This is a genomic window from Enterobacter sp. Taxon_8, from assembly GCF_058354585.1.
The window spans coordinates 3,044,316-3,060,430 of record NZ_CM177989.1; the positions used below are offsets into that span (position 1 = coordinate 3,044,316).

Annotated in this window: 12 protein-coding genes; 6 read left to right on the forward strand and 6 right to left on the reverse strand. The window is 53.7% G+C overall.

Translation table 11 applies throughout. The annotated features are described in order from the left end of the window. Nucleotides 1-22: 22 nt before the first annotated feature. From cydD to infA, 4 genes are all read left to right on the forward strand, one after another. The gene (gene cydD, locus AC4IBF_RS14530; protein WP_248173295.1) at nucleotides 23-1,789 is read left to right on the forward strand and encodes a heme ABC transporter permease/ATP-binding protein CydD; all 1,767 of its coding nucleotides are present in this window, start codon (nucleotides 23-25) and stop codon (nucleotides 1,787-1,789) included. After that, complete coding sequence (gene cydC, locus AC4IBF_RS14535) at nucleotides 1,789-3,510, forward strand: heme ABC transporter ATP-binding protein/permease CydC (RefSeq protein WP_252092696.1); 1,722 nt, start codon at nucleotides 1,789-1,791, stop codon at nucleotides 3,508-3,510. The genes cydD and cydC overlap by 1 nt, the downstream gene beginning before the upstream one ends. A gap of 45 nt (nucleotides 3,511-3,555) precedes the next feature. Continuing rightward, nucleotides 3,556-4,260: a leucyl/phenylalanyl-tRNA--protein transferase gene (aat, locus tag AC4IBF_RS14540; protein WP_252092695.1), complete on the forward strand. Its 705-nt coding sequence runs from the start codon at nucleotides 3,556-3,558 to the stop codon at nucleotides 4,258-4,260. A 284-nt stretch (nucleotides 4,261-4,544) separates the two neighbouring features. Further along, nucleotides 4,545-4,763 carry a translation initiation factor IF-1 gene (infA, locus tag AC4IBF_RS14545; protein ID WP_002211347.1) on the forward strand — a complete coding sequence of 73 codons (219 nt, stop codon included), beginning with the start codon at nucleotides 4,545-4,547 and terminating at the stop codon, nucleotides 4,761-4,763. 195 nt (nucleotides 4,764-4,958) lie between these two features. On the opposite strand, the gene AC4IBF_RS14550 is transcribed toward infA, so the two are convergent. Together AC4IBF_RS14550 and AC4IBF_RS14555 are read right to left on the reverse strand one after the other, a co-directional pair. Continuing rightward, a complete protein-coding gene (locus tag AC4IBF_RS14550) occupies nucleotides 4,959-6,485 on the reverse strand; it encodes an aryl-sulfate sulfotransferase (RefSeq protein WP_133294087.1) in 1,527 nt (508 codons plus the stop codon). A gap of 22 nt (nucleotides 6,486-6,507) precedes the next feature. Then, nucleotides 6,508-8,061, reverse strand: coding sequence for a bifunctional metallophosphatase/5'-nucleotidase (locus AC4IBF_RS14555; protein ID WP_252092694.1), 1,554 nt, complete (start codon nucleotides 8,059-8,061; stop codon nucleotides 6,508-6,510). A gap of 92 nt (nucleotides 8,062-8,153) precedes the next feature. On the opposite strand from AC4IBF_RS14555, the gene AC4IBF_RS14560 reads away from it, so the two are divergent. After that, nucleotides 8,154-9,446: a hypothetical protein gene (locus AC4IBF_RS14560; RefSeq protein WP_252092693.1), complete on the forward strand. Its 1,293-nt coding sequence runs from the start codon at nucleotides 8,154-8,156 to the stop codon at nucleotides 9,444-9,446. Nucleotides 9,447-9,748: 302 nt separating this feature from the next. Here AC4IBF_RS14560 and clpA read toward each other — a convergent pair whose 3' ends face one another. Both clpA and clpS read right to left on the reverse strand, forming a co-directional pair. After that, the gene (gene clpA / locus AC4IBF_RS14565; protein WP_014831269.1) at nucleotides 9,749-12,028 is read right to left on the reverse strand and encodes an ATP-dependent Clp protease ATP-binding subunit ClpA; all 2,280 of its coding nucleotides are present in this window, start codon (nucleotides 12,026-12,028) and stop codon (nucleotides 9,749-9,751) included. 27 nt (nucleotides 12,029-12,055) lie between these two features. Further along, entirely contained in the window at nucleotides 12,056-12,376 is a 321-nt protein-coding gene (gene clpS, locus AC4IBF_RS14570) for an ATP-dependent Clp protease adapter ClpS (RefSeq protein ID WP_006174393.1), read from the reverse strand. Between the two features lie 267 nt (nucleotides 12,377-12,643). Between clpS and cspD the strand changes: the two genes are divergently transcribed. Then, nucleotides 12,644-12,865 (forward strand): cold shock-like protein CspD, encoded by a 222-nt coding sequence (cspD, locus tag AC4IBF_RS14575; protein WP_008499993.1) that lies wholly within the window; start codon nucleotides 12,644-12,646, stop codon nucleotides 12,863-12,865. Nucleotides 12,866-12,935: 70 nt separating this feature from the next. On the opposite strand, the gene macB is transcribed toward cspD, so the two are convergent. Further along, nucleotides 12,936-14,876 carry a macrolide ABC transporter ATP-binding protein/permease MacB gene (gene macB, locus AC4IBF_RS14580; RefSeq protein ID WP_133294085.1) on the reverse strand — a complete coding sequence of 647 codons (1,941 nt, stop codon included), beginning with the start codon at nucleotides 14,874-14,876 and terminating at the stop codon, nucleotides 12,936-12,938. Then, nucleotides 14,873-15,988, reverse strand: a complete 1,116-nt coding sequence (macA, locus tag AC4IBF_RS14585; protein WP_127730241.1) for a macrolide transporter subunit MacA — start codon at nucleotides 15,986-15,988, stop codon at nucleotides 14,873-14,875. Before macA ends, macB begins: the two co-directional genes overlap by 4 nt. Nucleotides 15,989-16,115: the final 127 nt, after the last annotated feature.

Here is a 16,115-nt window from a genome sequence, read left to right on the forward strand (position 1 = left end):
AACGTCACCTGCAAAGTACGCAATGGAAAAAACCCGTCAACAAGAGTTAACACGCTGGCTGAAACAGCAAAGCGTTATTTCCCGCCGCTGGCTTACGATTTCCCGCCTTTTGGGGTTCGTTAGCGGTCTGTTGATTGTTGCCCAGGCATGGCTGCTGGCCCGCATTCTAAATCACATGATCATGGAGAACATCCCGCGCGAAGCGCTCCTGCTGCCCTTTATTGTCCTGATCCTGATTTTTGTTCTGCGCGCCTGGGTGGTATGGCTGCGTGAGCGCGTCGGTTTTCACGCCGGACAGCACATCCGTTACGAGATCCGCCGTCAGGTGCTCGACAGGCTTCAGGAAGCCGGGCCCGCCTGGATCCAGGGTAAACCGGCCGGTAGCTGGGCGACGCTGATCCTTGAGCAGATTGACGATATGCACGACTATTACGCGCGCTATCTGCCGCAGATGGCCCTTGCCGTCTTCGTTCCGCTGCTGATCGTTATCGCTATCTTCCCGGTGAACTGGATGGCGGCGCTGATTCTGATGGGAACCGCCCCGCTGATCCCACTGTTTATGGCGCTGGTCGGGATGGGGGCAGCGGATGCCAACCGCCGTAACTTCCTGGCATTGGGTCGCCTGAGTGGCCATTTCCTCGATCGTCTTCGCGGCATGGAGACATTGCGCATTTTTGGCCGCGGTGAAGCGGAAACCGAAAATATTCGCAAGGCGTCACAGGACTTCCGTCAGCGCACCATGGAAGTCTTACGCCTCGCCTTCTTATCTTCCGGCGTACTGGAATTCTTTACCTCTCTGTCGATTGCCCTCGTGGCGGTCTACTTCGGCTTCTCCTACCTTGGCGCGCTGGATTTTGGCCATTACGGCACGGCGGTGACCCTTTCTGCCGGTTTCCTGGCGCTGATACTGGCGCCGGAATTTTTCCAGCCGCTTCGCGATCTGGGAACCTTCTATCACGCCAAAGCGCAGGCGGTTGGCGCCGCCGATAGCCTGAAAATGTTTCTGGAAACGCCGCTGGCCCACCCGGAGCGGGGTGACGTAACGCTGAATGCTAAAGATCCGGTGACGATTGAAGCGCAGGACTTTTCCATTCTGTCGCCCGAAGGCAAAGTCCTCGCCGGTCCGCTGAACTTTACCTTACCTGCCGGACAACGCGTGGTGCTCGTCGGCACCAGCGGTTCCGGGAAAAGCTCTCTACTGAACGCGCTATCCGGTTTTATGGCCTACACGGGTTCACTGCGGATCAACAAAACCGAACTGCGCAACCTCGAGCCTGACGCCTGGCGTAAACAGCTCAGTTGGGTAGGACAAAACCCGCAGCTCCCGGCTTCTACGCTGCGTGAAAACGTGCTTCTGGCCCGCCCGGACGCGCGTGAAGATGAGCTGCAATCGGTTCTCGACCGCGCCTGGGTCAGCGAATTTCTGCCTCTGCTGCCGAAAGGGGTGGATACCGTGGTCGGCGATCAGTCCGCCGGGCTGTCGGTCGGGCAGGCGCAGCGCGTGGCCGTTGCCCGAGCGCTGCTTAACCCATGCCAGCTGATGCTGCTGGACGAGCCCGCAGCAAGCCTGGATGCCCACAGCGAGCAGCGCGTAATGGAGGCCCTGAACGCTGCCTCCCGGCAGCAAACCACGCTGATGGTCACCCACCAGCTGGAAGGCATTGCCGAATGGGACCAGATCTGGGTCATGGAGAACGGTCGTATTGTTGAGCAAGGCGATTACGCCTCTCTCGTTGCCGCCCAGGGACCATTTGCCGCCCTGCTGGCGAACCGTCAGGAGGATATCTGATGCGCGCTCTGCTGCCTTATCTTGCGCTCTATAAACGCCATAAATGGATGCTGACGCTGGGGATTGTGCTGGCGATTGTCACGCTGCTCGCCAGCATCGGTCTGCTCACGCTTTCCGGCTGGTTTCTGTCGGCCTCGGCCGTCGCAGGGTTCGCCGGTTTATACAGCTTCAACTATATGCTTCCGGCTGCCGGGGTTCGCGGTACCGCCATCACCCGTACTGCCGGACGCTATTTCGAACGCCTGGTGAGCCACGACGCCACCTTCCGCGTGCTGCAGCACCTGCGTATCTACACCTTCAGCAAACTGCTGCCCCTCTCCCCTGCCGGGCTGGCGCGTTTTCGTCAGGGCGAGTTGCTTAACCGCGTGGTGTCGGATGTCGACACGCTGGATCACCTTTATCTGCGCGTAATTTCCCCTATCGTGGGCGCGTTTGTGGTGATTGTGGTGGTCACGCTGGGGCTGTCTGTTCTGGATGTTCCCGTTGCGCTGACGCTGGGCGGGATAATGCTGTTAACGCTTATCGTTCTGCCGCCGCTGTTTTACCGCGCCGGGAAATCCACCGGGGAAAACCTGACTCGTCTGCGTGGGGACTATCGTCAGCAGCTGACCTCCTGGCTTCAGGGCCAGGCAGAGCTGACCATTTTTGGTGCCAGCAAGCGCTACCGCGCCCGCATGGAAAGTACGGAGCTAAACTGGCATGAAGCCCAGCGCCGCCAGTCGGAACTGACGGCCTTTTCTCAGGCGCTAATGATGCTAATCGGCGGTGTGGCGGTGATTGCCATGCTGTGGCTGGCTTCCGGCGATATCGGGGGAAATACACAGCCGGGTCCGCTTATTGCCCTTTTCGTTTTCTGTGCGCTGGCCGCATTTGAAGCGCTGGCCCCGGTGACGGGCGCCTTCCAGCACCTGGGTCAGGTAATCGCCTCTGCCCTGCGCATCACCCAGATCGCCGAGCAGGAACCGGAAGTTACGTTCAGTGCCGGGCAGACCGCGGTACCAGAGCAGATTGCGCTGACGCTTGACGATGTCACCTTCAGCTATGACAAACAGGCACAAAACGCGCTGGAGGGTATCACCCTTTCTGTTAATGCCGGACAGCGGATTGCGATCCTCGGCCGTACCGGCTGCGGTAAATCCACGCTGCTGCAGCTGCTGACCCGCGCCTGGGATCCGCAGCGCGGTCAGATTCGTTTTAATAACACGTCGCTGACCGATTTTAGCGAGCAGGCCCTGCGCAAAACCGTCAGCGTCGTTCCGCAGCGCGTGCATCTGTTTAGCGCCACCCTGCGCGATAACCTGCTGCTGGCAGCCCCAGAGGCCACTGATGATACGCTTCGCGCCGTGCTGGAGCAGGTCGGGCTGCAAAAACTGCTTGAGGACGACGGGCTGAACAGCTGGCTGGGCGAAGGCGGCCGTCAGCTCTCCGGCGGTGAACTGCGCCGTCTGGCAATTGCGCGCGCGCTGCTGCACAATGCGCCGCTGATGCTGCTTGACGAGCCCACCGAAGGGCTTGACGCCACGACCGAGAGCCAAATCCTTGATTTGCTGGCCAATGTCATGACCGGTAAAACCGTCCTGATGGTCACGCATCGCCTGCGCGGACTGGCGAGTTTTGATCGGATAATTGTGATGGACAACGGACACATTATTGAGCAAGGTAGTCACGCAGAGCTGTTGGCGAAACAGGGTCGCTACTACCAGTTTAAACAGCGTCTGTAGACTATATTTGTAGCGTCCTCACTCGCGTACTGGAGTTTTGCTGTCATGCGCCTGGTCCAGCTTTCTCGTCATAACATCGCGTTCCCTTCTCCGGAAGGGGCGCTGCGTGAGCCCAATGGGCTGTTGGCCCTTGGCGGTGACCTCAGTCCTGCTCGACTATTGATGGCATACCAGCGCGGTATCTTCCCCTGGTTTTCTCCCGGCGATCCGATTTTATGGTGGTCTCCCGATCCGCGCGCCGTGCTGTGGCCAGATCAGTTTCACCTGAGCCGCAGCATGAAGCGTTTCCATGCAAAATCACCGTACCGCGTCACCCTTAATCACGCCTTTGGTCAGGTCATTGAAGGCTGTGCCGAAGACCGCTTTGAGGGAACATGGATAACCCGCGATATTATTACCGCCTACCACCAGCTTCATGAGCTTGGCTACGCCCACTCAATCGAGGTGTGGGACGGCGGAGCACTCGTCGGCGGCATGTATGGCGTGGCGCAGGGCACGCTGTTTTGCGGTGAGTCGATGTTCTCCCGCGCGGTTAACGCCTCGAAAACGGCGCTGCTTGTCTTCTGCCAGGCATTTGCCCAGCGCGGCGGACGCCTGATCGATTGTCAGGTGCTCAACGAGCACACGGCCTCTCTCGGTGCCGTTGAGATCCCGCGACGCCAGTATATTGATCATCTGGATGTCAGCCGTCAGGAGAAGCTCCCCCGCGACTTCTGGATACCGAGAACGCTCTTTATGCCCAATGCCTAAATGTTTTCCGCATATTTTTTGTGAGGGTGTTATAATTATGCCGCAGAGTAGCTTCTGCCTGTTGCCCCGCCGCCGTTTGGGACCCTCGCTTCAGATAACGTCCTGACGTTTATCCTGTTGTCTCCCCTTTACGAATGCGCTTCCTGTTCGGTTGTACCGTGACGCTTGGGCAATGCGCCGAAACTGTTTTGCTGCGTTTTAATCGCGCAATTCTTTACTTAATTGATGAATTTCGGCATTATCTTGCCGGTTCAAAACTTGGTAGTGATACCCCAGAGGATTAGATGGCCAAAGAAGACAATATTGAAATGCAGGGTACCGTACTTGATACGTTGCCTAATACCATGTTTCGCGTAGAGCTGGAAAACGGTCACGTGGTAACTGCGCACATCTCCGGTAAAATGCGCAAAAACTACATCCGCATTTTGACGGGCGACAAAGTGACTGTTGAACTGACCCCGTACGACCTGAGCAAAGGCCGCATTGTCTTCCGTAGTCGCTAATTGTTTTCGCCTGTAATGGCAGATGAATATTAAATAAGGCCGGGATTTTCCCGGCCTTACTTTTTTGTGCTGCAGGCGATTATTTGACCATTCGATTCAGCCTCAGGGCTGTCTGTTCGACAGCAATGCCAGCCACTGAAAGTGACCGACATTAGCAGCCGCAATGTCCTTAAATGGCTGTGTCTCGCTATGCTTTCAGCCGTTTGCCACCTGGTAACCTATATTTATCAAAGCATCAAGCTCGTCTTTCGCAAACAACCTTGCCCGATAGCACTCTCCTGGGAACTCGGGATAGCCATCCAGAGTACAAATCAGATCGTAGATTGTGGCAATAATATGGCCTGTCGCATCACTGATAAAGAAAGAGCGAGCGTGGTTGGTGTAGATGCCATAGTAGTCACCATAATCGATTGCAGCCCCCATAAAATCAGTGATTTGAGGAACGCGAGAGGAAGGTAACTGGATAATGCTACCTGTCTGAGTTGCTGTTTTGGCAACCAGATCAACAGCATAGAACATGACCCTTGCAGGATCGGTTTTGTAAACATCAGCCGTTGGATCAAGAGTAATATCACGAGTAACCGCGTTTCCTTCATTATCAACGCAGGAGCGATTATCAAATAGCGAAAGAACGAATTTGCCTTCGGCCTCATTGTTTAACCCAGCAAAAGCGCTATTTTTAGTGACGAATACGGTATGAGCACCATTTTCAAAATTCGTAATACCGGAAGTTTCTATCTGCGTAACGCCCTGCCCCGCTGCGAAACCAGGGTTAAATCCACCGGTATTAATACTCCATAATATCGTACCATCGGCAGGAGAAATACCAAACGTCAGGCCTGCAGAGCGAGTATGGACAACAATCGCTTCAGAGTTTGCTTCACCCTCGGGGATCCAGGAAAGCGAGTTAAGGTGAGCATCGTTTGTCGGGCTATTATTCAGGATCTGCGTATTATCGAATGCACGCGTATAATTTTTTGCCCACAGCATCATGCCTGTCTTTTCATCAAATTTTAGAATTGATGCATCCTGCCTCATCGTATTGGTCGAACGATCCGGGTTATCATTACCAATCATGAAGAGATTACCGGCTGAATCCCAGATCAGATCGTGGGTATTAGCATAGCGGTTGCCATCGCGGTCACGTAAATCAAATTCCAGAATCTCATTGCCTAAAATATCAATTTTAAAAAAACGTCGGCCATACCAGTGTTCATCTTCATCACTGCCGATATAGAAATAACCATTATGCGTTTTTAACATCTGATTACGATAGGGCTGAGCATAATAGCAACGAAGATCGCCATTTTGGTCGTAACCATCACAATTGGTGGTCATTAACCAACTGTTTCCCCATACGGCCGCAAACTTAGTGGGATCCGTTTGCTCAATATCGATATGGAATATTGTCGCATCGCGATAGACTTGTTCCTGTGTGCTTACCTGAATGGTTTGATTAAAAATTTCCACTCCGCTAAGGTTTTTAAAAACAACCTGCACTTGATTAAGATAGTTTGCGTACAGTCCAATAACCGGAATTTTTACCTCAGATAGAGAGATAATGTCATTTGATGAATACGTAAAATCTAAACTTGATGCGCTAGTTAATCTTCCCAGAACTGTATAGGAATATGTTACCGCTTCATCAATTCTAAACTTCAGATATACTGCAAGCTGGTTATTTGCAGGCGCGAGATCCATTCCAAGATAGGTAATTGCCATGTTGTTCACCTGTTATTAAGTATTACTGTTCAACTTCTTTTACACGCATTTCTTTCACCTGTTGGGGAATGATCTTATTTCCTTTTACCAGATAATCAATAACCGCATCAGAAAGGTTATACCCACCTTTTACCTGTTTGTTCTGACCATCGATAAATGCGGTAAAACCATCGCCCCCAGGGGCAAGGAAACTATTTGTCGCTACGCGATAGGTATCAGTATCTACAATAGGCTTGCCATTAAGCGTAAATAGCACAACGCGGTGCCCAACAGGTTTATGTTGGTCGTATCGCATTTCCAGTCCTTTCGACATCTGCAAAACACCATTTGTAAGTGACGCTCCGTGTTCCATAAGATTGCGTAAGGATTTCCCTTTCAAATCCATGACAGTTAGCTCATTTGGAAACGGAAAAGCGCTGATAACATCGCCAAGGGTTATCGGACCGGCATTCAAGTCTGCGCGAAGACCACCTGAATTAGTGAGCGCCAGCTGCGCATCAGGCGCTGCAGCAAGCATTGCATCGGTAAATAAATTTCCAAGTGAAGATGACTCACCATAGGCGCGCGTAAGCGTAACAGGCGTCTCACCAACTTTTTGGCGAACCGTTTCGGACAGTTTTTTATTCCAGGTATCAATAACGCTCTGAGTTGCCGGATCGGGTTTCCATTCATCGGCATACAGGGTTTTAAGTTCGAAGCTTTTTATTTTATGGTGATGCGTTTTTAGATCCACATCGAGAACCAGCTTACCGATATCAATCCCCCCACTGTCAGTCGAAAGTACCAACGTGTTGCCTACTTTGAGCGGCTCCACTGTTCCAACATGCGCATGTCCGGTAATCAGAATATCCAGGCCCTTCACCTGCTTCGCCGTCTGAATATCCTTATCAAGGGCGCGCTTCACGTCTGTATTGCCGATACTGGACTGGCGTGCAGGGAAACCTTCATGCATAAGTGCAACGGTAATATCCACTTTTCCACAGAGTTCATCCAGATAATGCTGGAGATATTTCACCTCGTCACGCGCTTCAATCCCCTGACGCATTGACGAAGAAACGGTATCATCGAATGCAAACACGCCGTGCAACCCAACAACCCCAATTTTAATGCCATCCTTTTCGATGATGGTATAAGGATTATTCCAGAAGAGGACATTACTGTTTTTATAAAAGACGTTCCCTAACAGTATCGGGAATTTAGCCTGACTGAGCTGTATAAGGGTATTATCCCAACCATGATCGAACTCATGATTGCCGACAGACGCAGCATCAAATGACATTGTATTCATAATATCTATGATTGCCTTCCCTTTTGTCAGGCTACTGATATACGGGCCGGTAAAATAATCCCCAGCATCGAAATAAAAAGTAGCCTTATTGTTTTTCTTTTCTTGCTTAACGTATGTTGCAATATTTGCAAAGCCACCCACAGCTCTTTTTCCCTCTGCAACATAGGGGAGTTTATAAGGCTCAACATGGGCATGCAGATCATTAGTATAAATGACGGTAACGTCCTGCGCTGGACTTAGCGAAGCATATCCCGACAATAATAAAACTGCGATTACTGTTTTTTTCATATTTCAACTCTCTAATTAAAAGAAGAGTTTCATTATCGATTAGCAAAAAACAGATTTTGTGAACTTTCTCACGGCATATAAAAAAGAGAGGCGTGAAAATCATCGACTCACAGAATCAGTTGGTGATATGCATGGAATGCGCTCCAAAAATAGACCTGAATGTTTGTAAAAGCTGGTCATGCCCTAATCTTGGAATACCTGATGCGAGTGATTATGTTGTTCCTGTTTATCGTCTCGGCTACGCTGCTCTTGAATGTCAAAAATGTGGCAGCCTTCCGCCCTTGTTTAATAAAAAAGAATGTGACGAGTGGTTCAGACACTTCATGCAACAAAAACTGGGAAATACAGGACAAGGTTGTCCTCGCTGTTTTACAACTCGCATCATTCACTATGGATACACAAAAGCCAGAACCCCACGCCTTCAATGTTGTACCTGCCGCTATGTGTTTACTCCACACTATGACAATGCTCAATGTCAGGATAAAAATATCACCCTTCTTTCCCGGCTCGAACAAGGCGTGCATTCTGGTGAAACGACAAACCAAAGAGCGCTTGCACAAGCGGTTAACGGGTTTGAACACGTTCTTCATGCCTCTGTCCCTGGATTAACAAGGGTGTCAACGACGACGATGGTAATACCGTTTCAGGGCCGCGCTGCGAGGCAGAAATTATATGTTGTGATCAGCGCCGATGCTGACTCAGGCAAAATTATTCAAATAACAACCAACTATTGCGACTGGAAGGCAGGCGATTCGTTGCTCTATAAAAGCTCACAGCCCAGCCCTTCTGCGATATTACCGTCGAGCGATGTTGATCTTATTCGTGAACAAGAGAAGCAATTTCTGACGCGGAGTCAGTTCGATGAAATTCAGTACGGTAGCGCCGAACTTAAGCGAAACGACCGGGGAAGCATAGTCCGTCCTGTCATAACCATACACAGTCATTTTCAGCGATTAAAACGACGATTCCCGGGTGTAACCGATCATTATCTCGCGCATGAGTGCGTCTTGCGTGGCGGTGCAATTACGGCCTGGTCAACAGAGGTTCGCCTTGGAAAAACCAATCTGTGGTTTGTGTCTGAAAAGCCTGAAACTGCCATGCTCTCTGAAAAGTCATTTTACCTGACTGGCAGCTGGAAAATGGGATGGTGGAAGAATGTATGGGAGCGCTGGGATAATGGCGAGAGATGCAAGATGATTGGCCTCCTAACCGGACAGCAAAGTACAGCGGTACCCGCTTTGATTACGCTTGCACCCTGCACTGCATTTGGTGCCTGGCTGAAAGCCCATCCATGGTCATTACAGTGTCATAACTATGGAGCCCGGGTTGTGAGCCAGCATTTAGTGGGTCTTGGCTGTATTTATAACCAAAAATTGATTCTGTGAGCCCGTATTTTACGTCTTATAGACCGGCTCCAGGCAATAACGTACGTTAAGGTGAGCACGTAAGATTGTCAATTCATACACTTACAGGATGCCAGTCCTGACACCTGATTTGCAGGTTCGCCGCCATTTTATTACTGTGGATTTATCCAGAAACCAACGTCGAACAAAAGTGGAAAGCGCCTCGCAAAATTCCTCTGCGGCCTGATGCCGTCATCCCGGCCCTCTCCCACTGTAAGAGGGAGAAAAGCAGGAATAAAAAAACCGGGCAAATGCCCGGTTTCTAACATTAGCCTTCCACTCACTCAGTGAGCCGCTTCCGGCTTGTGCTTCGCCGCACTCTGGAAATCGTACGTGAGTTCGTTCTTCGCCTGATCCAGCGCCACGGTCACCTGGCCGCCGTCCACCAGCGAGCCAAACAGCAGCTCGTTCGCCAGCGGTTTCTTCAGGTTGTCCTGAATTACACGCGCCATTGGACGGGCGCCCATCGCACGGTCGTAGCCTTTCTCGGCCAGCCAGTTTCGGGCCTCCTGGCTCACTTCCAGCGACACGCCTTTCTGATCCAGCTGAACCTGCAGCTCGACGATGAATTTATCCACGACCTGATGGATCACCTCGGTAGACAGGTGATCGAACCAGATAATGTTGTCCAGACGGTTACGGAACTCCGGCGTGAAGATCTTCTTGATCTCCTCCATCGCATCGGTGCTGTTATCCTGGTGGATCAGGCCGATGGACTTACGCTCGGTTTCTCGCACCCCGGCGTTAGTGGTCATTACCAGCACTACGTTGCGGAAGTCAGCTTTGCGCCCGTTGTTGTCGGTCAGCGTCCCGTTGTCCATCACCTGCAGCAGGATGTTGAACACGTCCGGGTGCGCTTTCTCGATTTCATCGAGCAGCAGTACCGCGTGCGGGTGCTTGATCACCGCGTCGGTGAGCAGGCCGCCCTGGTCAAAGCCCACGTAGCCAGGAGGCGCACCAATCAAACGGCTGACGGTGTGACGCTCCATATACTCGGACATATCAAAGCGCAGCAGCTCAATGCCCAGCGCTTTGGAAAGCTGAACCGTTACCTCGGTTTTCCCCACGCCGGTCGGGCCAGCAAACAGGAAGGAACCGACAGGCTTGTGCTCATGCCCCAGTCCGGCACGGGCCATCTTGATCGCTTCGGTTAAGGCCTCAATGGCTTTATCCTGACCAAAGACCAGCATTTTCAGGCGATTACCGAGGGTGCGCAGCGTGTCGCGATCGCTCTGAGAGACGCTCTTCTCAGGGATACGCGCGATGCGGGCCACCACGGACTCAATATCCGCCACGTTAACGGTTTTCTTACGCTTGCTGGCCGGCATCAGGCGCGCACGCGCCCCGGCCTCATCAATCACGTCAATCGCCTTATCCGGCAGATGACGGTCGTTGATGTATTTCACCGCCAGCTCCACCGCCGCACGCACCGCTTTCGCGGTATAACGCACGTCGTGGTGCGCTTCGTACTTCGGCTTCAGGCCGTTGATGATCTGCACCGTTTCCTCGACGGACGGTTCGGTCACGTCGATTTTCTGGAAGCGGCGCGCCAGCGCACGGTCTTTCTCAAAGATGTTGCTGAACTCCTGGTAGGTCGTGGAGCCAATCACGCGGATCTTGCCGCTGGAGAGCAGCGGTTTGATCAGGTTAGCGGCATCCACCTGGCCACCGGAGGCCGCACCTGCCCCGATGATGGTGTGAATTTCATCGATAAACAGTATGCTGTTGGTGTCCTGCTCCAGCTGTTTCAATAGCGCCTTGAAGCGTTTTTCAAAATCACCGCGGTATTTAGTGCCCGCCAGCAGCGAGCCGATATCCAGCGAGTAGATGGTGCAGTCGGCAATCACTTCCGGCACGTCGCCCTGGACAATGCGCCAGGCAAGCCCTTCGGCAATCGCGGTTTTACCCACGCCTGACTCCCCCACCAGCAGCGGGTTGTTCTTGCGGCGACGGCACAGCACCTGGATCGCGCGCTCCAGCTCTTTATCGCGACCAATCAGCGGGTCGATACCGCCAACGCGAGCAAGCTGGTTAAGGTTGGTGGTGAAGTTTTCCATACGATCCTCCCCGCCTGCTTGCTCTTCATTGTTATTGACCTGATTGCTGGAATCCGATGCCTGGTTAGGCTCGTCTTTGCGCGTTCCGTGAGAAATAAAGTTAACCACGTCGAGGCGGCTGACTTCGTGTTTGCGCAGCAGATAGGCAGCCTGTGACTCCTGCTCGCTGAAGATGGCGACTAAGACGTTTGCGCCAGTCACTTCGCTACGCCCGGAAGACTGGACGTGGAATACCGCGCGCTGCAGCACGCGCTGGAAGCTGAGCGTCGGCTGCGTGTCGCGCTCTTCTTCACTGGCTGGCAGCACCGGTGTGGTTTGTTCGATGAAGGCTTCGAGTTCCTGACGTAGCGCCACCAGATCCACGGAGCAGGCTTCCAGCGCTTCGCGGGCAGATGGGTTGCTAAGCAGTGCGAGCAGTAAATGCTCGACGGTCATAAACTCATGTCGGTGCTCACGCGCTCTGGCGAAAGCCATGTTTAAACTGAGTTCCAGTTCTTGATTGAGCATAGGCACCTCCCCCAATTTTATGCCTTATCAGGCCTTTTCCAGCGTACACAGCAACGGATGCTCGTTCTCCCTCGCATAGTCGTTCACCATCGCCACTTTGGTTTCCGCCACTTCGGCTGTGAAGATGCCGCAGATAGCTTTGCCACGATAATGAACGGTAAGCATCAGTTGCGTTGCACGTTCTACATCATAAGAAAAGAACTTTTGTAGCACGTCAATAACAAATTCCATCGGCGTGTAATCATCGTTCATTAACATAACTTTATACATAGATGGCGGTTTTAGCGCGTCGCGCACTTTGTCTTCCGCCAGCTGGTCAAAATCCAGCCAATCGTTGGTCTTACCCATTATGCATAACCACTTTGAATCTACCTCAGATGTTAGATAACAATCATCTATTACTGTCATCCGCGATGTCTGTCACAAACTGTTGCAATAGCGTTAACTGCTTCAAACTTTGGTTGATTATTGTCCCATCTCCAGCGCCAAACGCTTGACGACTTCTTTCGTTTCTCTAAATTGTACAAGCGTGAGATGGCGAGGTTTTGAACAGCCCCCACTCCACCACCGGTTCATTCCATCTTAACTTATAAGATTTACGAAGGATGTCGAAGCATGGAAATGGGTACTGTTAAGTGGTTCAACAACGCCAAAGGGTTTGGCTTCATCTGCCCCGAAGGCGGCGGCGAGGATATCTTCGCTCACTATTCCACCATTCAGATGGATGGTTACAGAACGCTCAAAGCCGGGCAGTCCGTCCGGTTCGATGTTCACCAGGGACCAAAAGGCAATCATGCCAGCCTTATCGTCCCCATTGAAGCTGAGACGGTTGCATAGCTCTCTGTTTTATTGTGTACATCCCGCAGTCAAAATGCCAGCCCGATCGGCTGGCATTTTTATTTTCGGGTTATTCCCGAGCCAGCGCGTCCACCGGATCCAGCCGCGCCGCGTTGCGGGCGGGCAACCAGCCAAACAAAATGCCGGTAAAGGTTGAACACAAGAATGCGGTAATAATGGCCACCGGCGAGAAGCCAATCTCCCAGCCGGGTAAAAAGAGCTGAAGCGCGAAGGCGATCATCATCGAGAGCGCAATCCCCATCGCACCGCCGACCAGACACACCAGCACGGCTTCAATCAAAAACTGCTGCAGCACGTCGCTGGCCCGGGCCCCGACCGCCATGCGGATGCCAATCTCCCGGGTACGTTCGGTTACCGACACCAGCATGATGTTCATCACCCCGATACCGCCGACGACCAGCGAAATCACCGCCACCAGCGTGAGGAACAGCTGAAGAGTACGTGTGGTCTTTTCCGCCGTTTTCAAGAGGCCGTCCATGTTCCAGGTGAAGAAATCTTTCTTCCCGTGGCGCAGGGTTAACAGCCGCTCAAGCTGCTGTTCGGCCAGCGCGCTGTCGTAGCCCTCCTTCACGCGCACGGTGATGGAGTTGAGCCAGGACTGCCCCATAATCCGCCCGGAGATGGTGGTATAGGGCAGCCAGACGCGCAGGATCTTGCTGCTGCCAAACATCGACTGCTTCTCTTCCGCCACGCCGATAACCGTGGCAGGCATGTTGCCGACCAGGATCACTTCGCCCACCACGTTGGCTTTATTGGGGAAGAGCTGTCTGCGCGAATTCGCGTCCAGCACCACCACCTGCGCCCTGCCCGCGAGCTGCTCGGCGTTGAAGGTGGCGCCTTCGCTGAAGGTCATACCGTAGACGTTGAAGTAGTCTCCGCTCACGCCGTTCGCGTTGGCTGCCACGTCAACATTGCCCACGCGCAGGCGCAGGTTCTGCGACACCGCAGGCGTGGCGGAGTTGACCCATGGCTGCTTCTGAATGGCCGCCAGGTCGTCGTATTTCAGCGCCTGCTGATACTGCGGCTCGTCGTCCCCGAAGTCTTTGCCGGGATAGACGTCAATGGTATTGGTGCCAATAGCGCGGATATCTGCCAGCACCAGCTGCTTGGCCGCGTCGCCCACCACCACAATCGACACCACCGAGGCAATACCGATGATGATGCCGAGCATCGTCAGCAGGGTACGCATTTTATTGGCCGCCATCGCCAGCCAGGCCATGGTCAATGCTTCACGAAAGCCGCTGGAGAACTGCCCCCAGCCGGTTGATGCCGGCAGCGCTTCTTTAGATGCCGCGGCTCTGGACTCACGCGGCGGCGGGTTGCTGACCAGCTCGCCGTCGCGGATCTCAATTATGCGCTCCGCCTGCGCCGCCACCTGCGGATCGTGGGTCACGATGATGACGGTGTGCCCCCGATCGCGAAGCTGGTGCAGGATCGCCATCACCTCTTCGCCGGAATGGCTGTCGAGCGCCCCGGTCGGCTCATCCGCGAGGATCACCTGCCCGCCGTTCATCAGGGCACGGGCAATACTCACGCGCTGCTGCTGCCCGCCGGACAGCTGCGAGGGCTGGTATTCAACCCGCTCCGCCAGCCCCAGACGCGTCAGCAGCATCTGCGCGCGTTCGAGCCGTTTTTTCCGCTCGACGCCCGCATAGACCGCCGGAACTTCAACGTTCTGCGCCGCATTAAGATGAGAAAGCAGATGGTAACGCTGGAAGATAAAGCCGAAATGTTCCCGGCGCAGCTTCGCCAGCGCGTCACCGTTCAGCGTGGAGACATCCGTTCCGGCCACGCGGTACGTGCCGCTGGTGGGTTTATCCAGACAGCCGAGAATGTTCATCAGCGTCGATTTACCGGAACCCGATGCCCCGACAATCGCCACCATCTCGCCCGCCTCCACGCGCAGGGAGATGCCCTTCAGCACCTCCACCGGGCCGTCGCCCGACGGATAGCTGCGACGAATGTCCTTCAGCTCAAGCAGCGCCGTCATTTGGCGGCTCCGGGCAGGCTTTCGCTGACAACAACCTCCTCGCCCTCTTCCAGTCCTTTCACCACCACCACGTCGGTGTCGTTGCGCGCGCCTATCACAACCTCACGCTCGCGCGTTTCGCCGTTGCGCAGCACTTTCACTTTATAACGGCTATCCCCGGCGGATTCGCCGAGCGCGGAGAGCGGAATGGTCAGCACGTTCTTCACGCCGGTCAGCTGGATATGCACCTGTGCGGTCATGTCCAGACGCAGCACGCCCTGCGGGTTTGGCACCTCAAAGCGGGCATAGTAAAAAATAGCGTCGTTAACTTTTTCCGGCGTCGGCAGAATGTCTTTCAGCACGCCTTCGTAGCGCGTCTGCGGATCACCCAGCACCGTAAACCAGGCGTTCTGTCCCGGCTTAAGATGGATAACATCCGCCTCTGAAACCTGGGCTTTGACCAGCATAGTGCTCATGTCCGCCAGCGTCAGAATGTTTGGCGCCTGCTGCGCGGCAATCACCGTCTGGCCCTGCAGCGTAGTGATCTGGGTCACTTCACCCGCCATGGGCGCGACGATTTTGGTGTAGTCGAGGTTGGTTTTTGCCGTATCCAGCGAGGCCTGATTGCGCTTGATTTGCGCGTCAATCGTGCCTATCTGCGCCTGTTTCACCGCCAGTTCCGTGGTGGCCGTGTCTAAATCCTGCTTCGAAATCGCCTGGGTTTTGGCCAGCGCCTGCTGTCGGGTCAGCGTCACCTGCGCCAGGTTACGTTCTGCCAGCGCCTGCGCACGCTGCGCGCGCAGCTCCATCAGCGTGGCTTCCACCTCGCGGATCTGGTTCTCAGCCTGCTCAGGGTCGATAACGCCGAGCAGCTGGCCTTTTTTCACCTTATCGCCAATCTCAACCGACAGCGTTTTCAGCTGGCCGCTAACCTGCGCGCCGACGTCAACCTTGCGCAAAGCGTCAAGCTTGCCCGTCGCAAGGACGTTTTGCTGCAGTTCGCCCGGGCGAACAATCAGTGTCTGATACTGCGGCACCGGCGCATTCAGCACCTGCCATAGCCAGTACCCACCGACTAAAACCACGACCGCCAGCAGCAGAAACAGCGTTCTGCGTTTTCCCTTGAGATTCATAAATATTCCAAATAAATGTTCTGGCAATTATAAATGTTGATTCTATCTAAACGACTCCTCAACGAAACCCCTGTTCTCTGAAATCGCCCTAATTTGTTTACGAGACGTTGACATTTCTCCTGTTGAA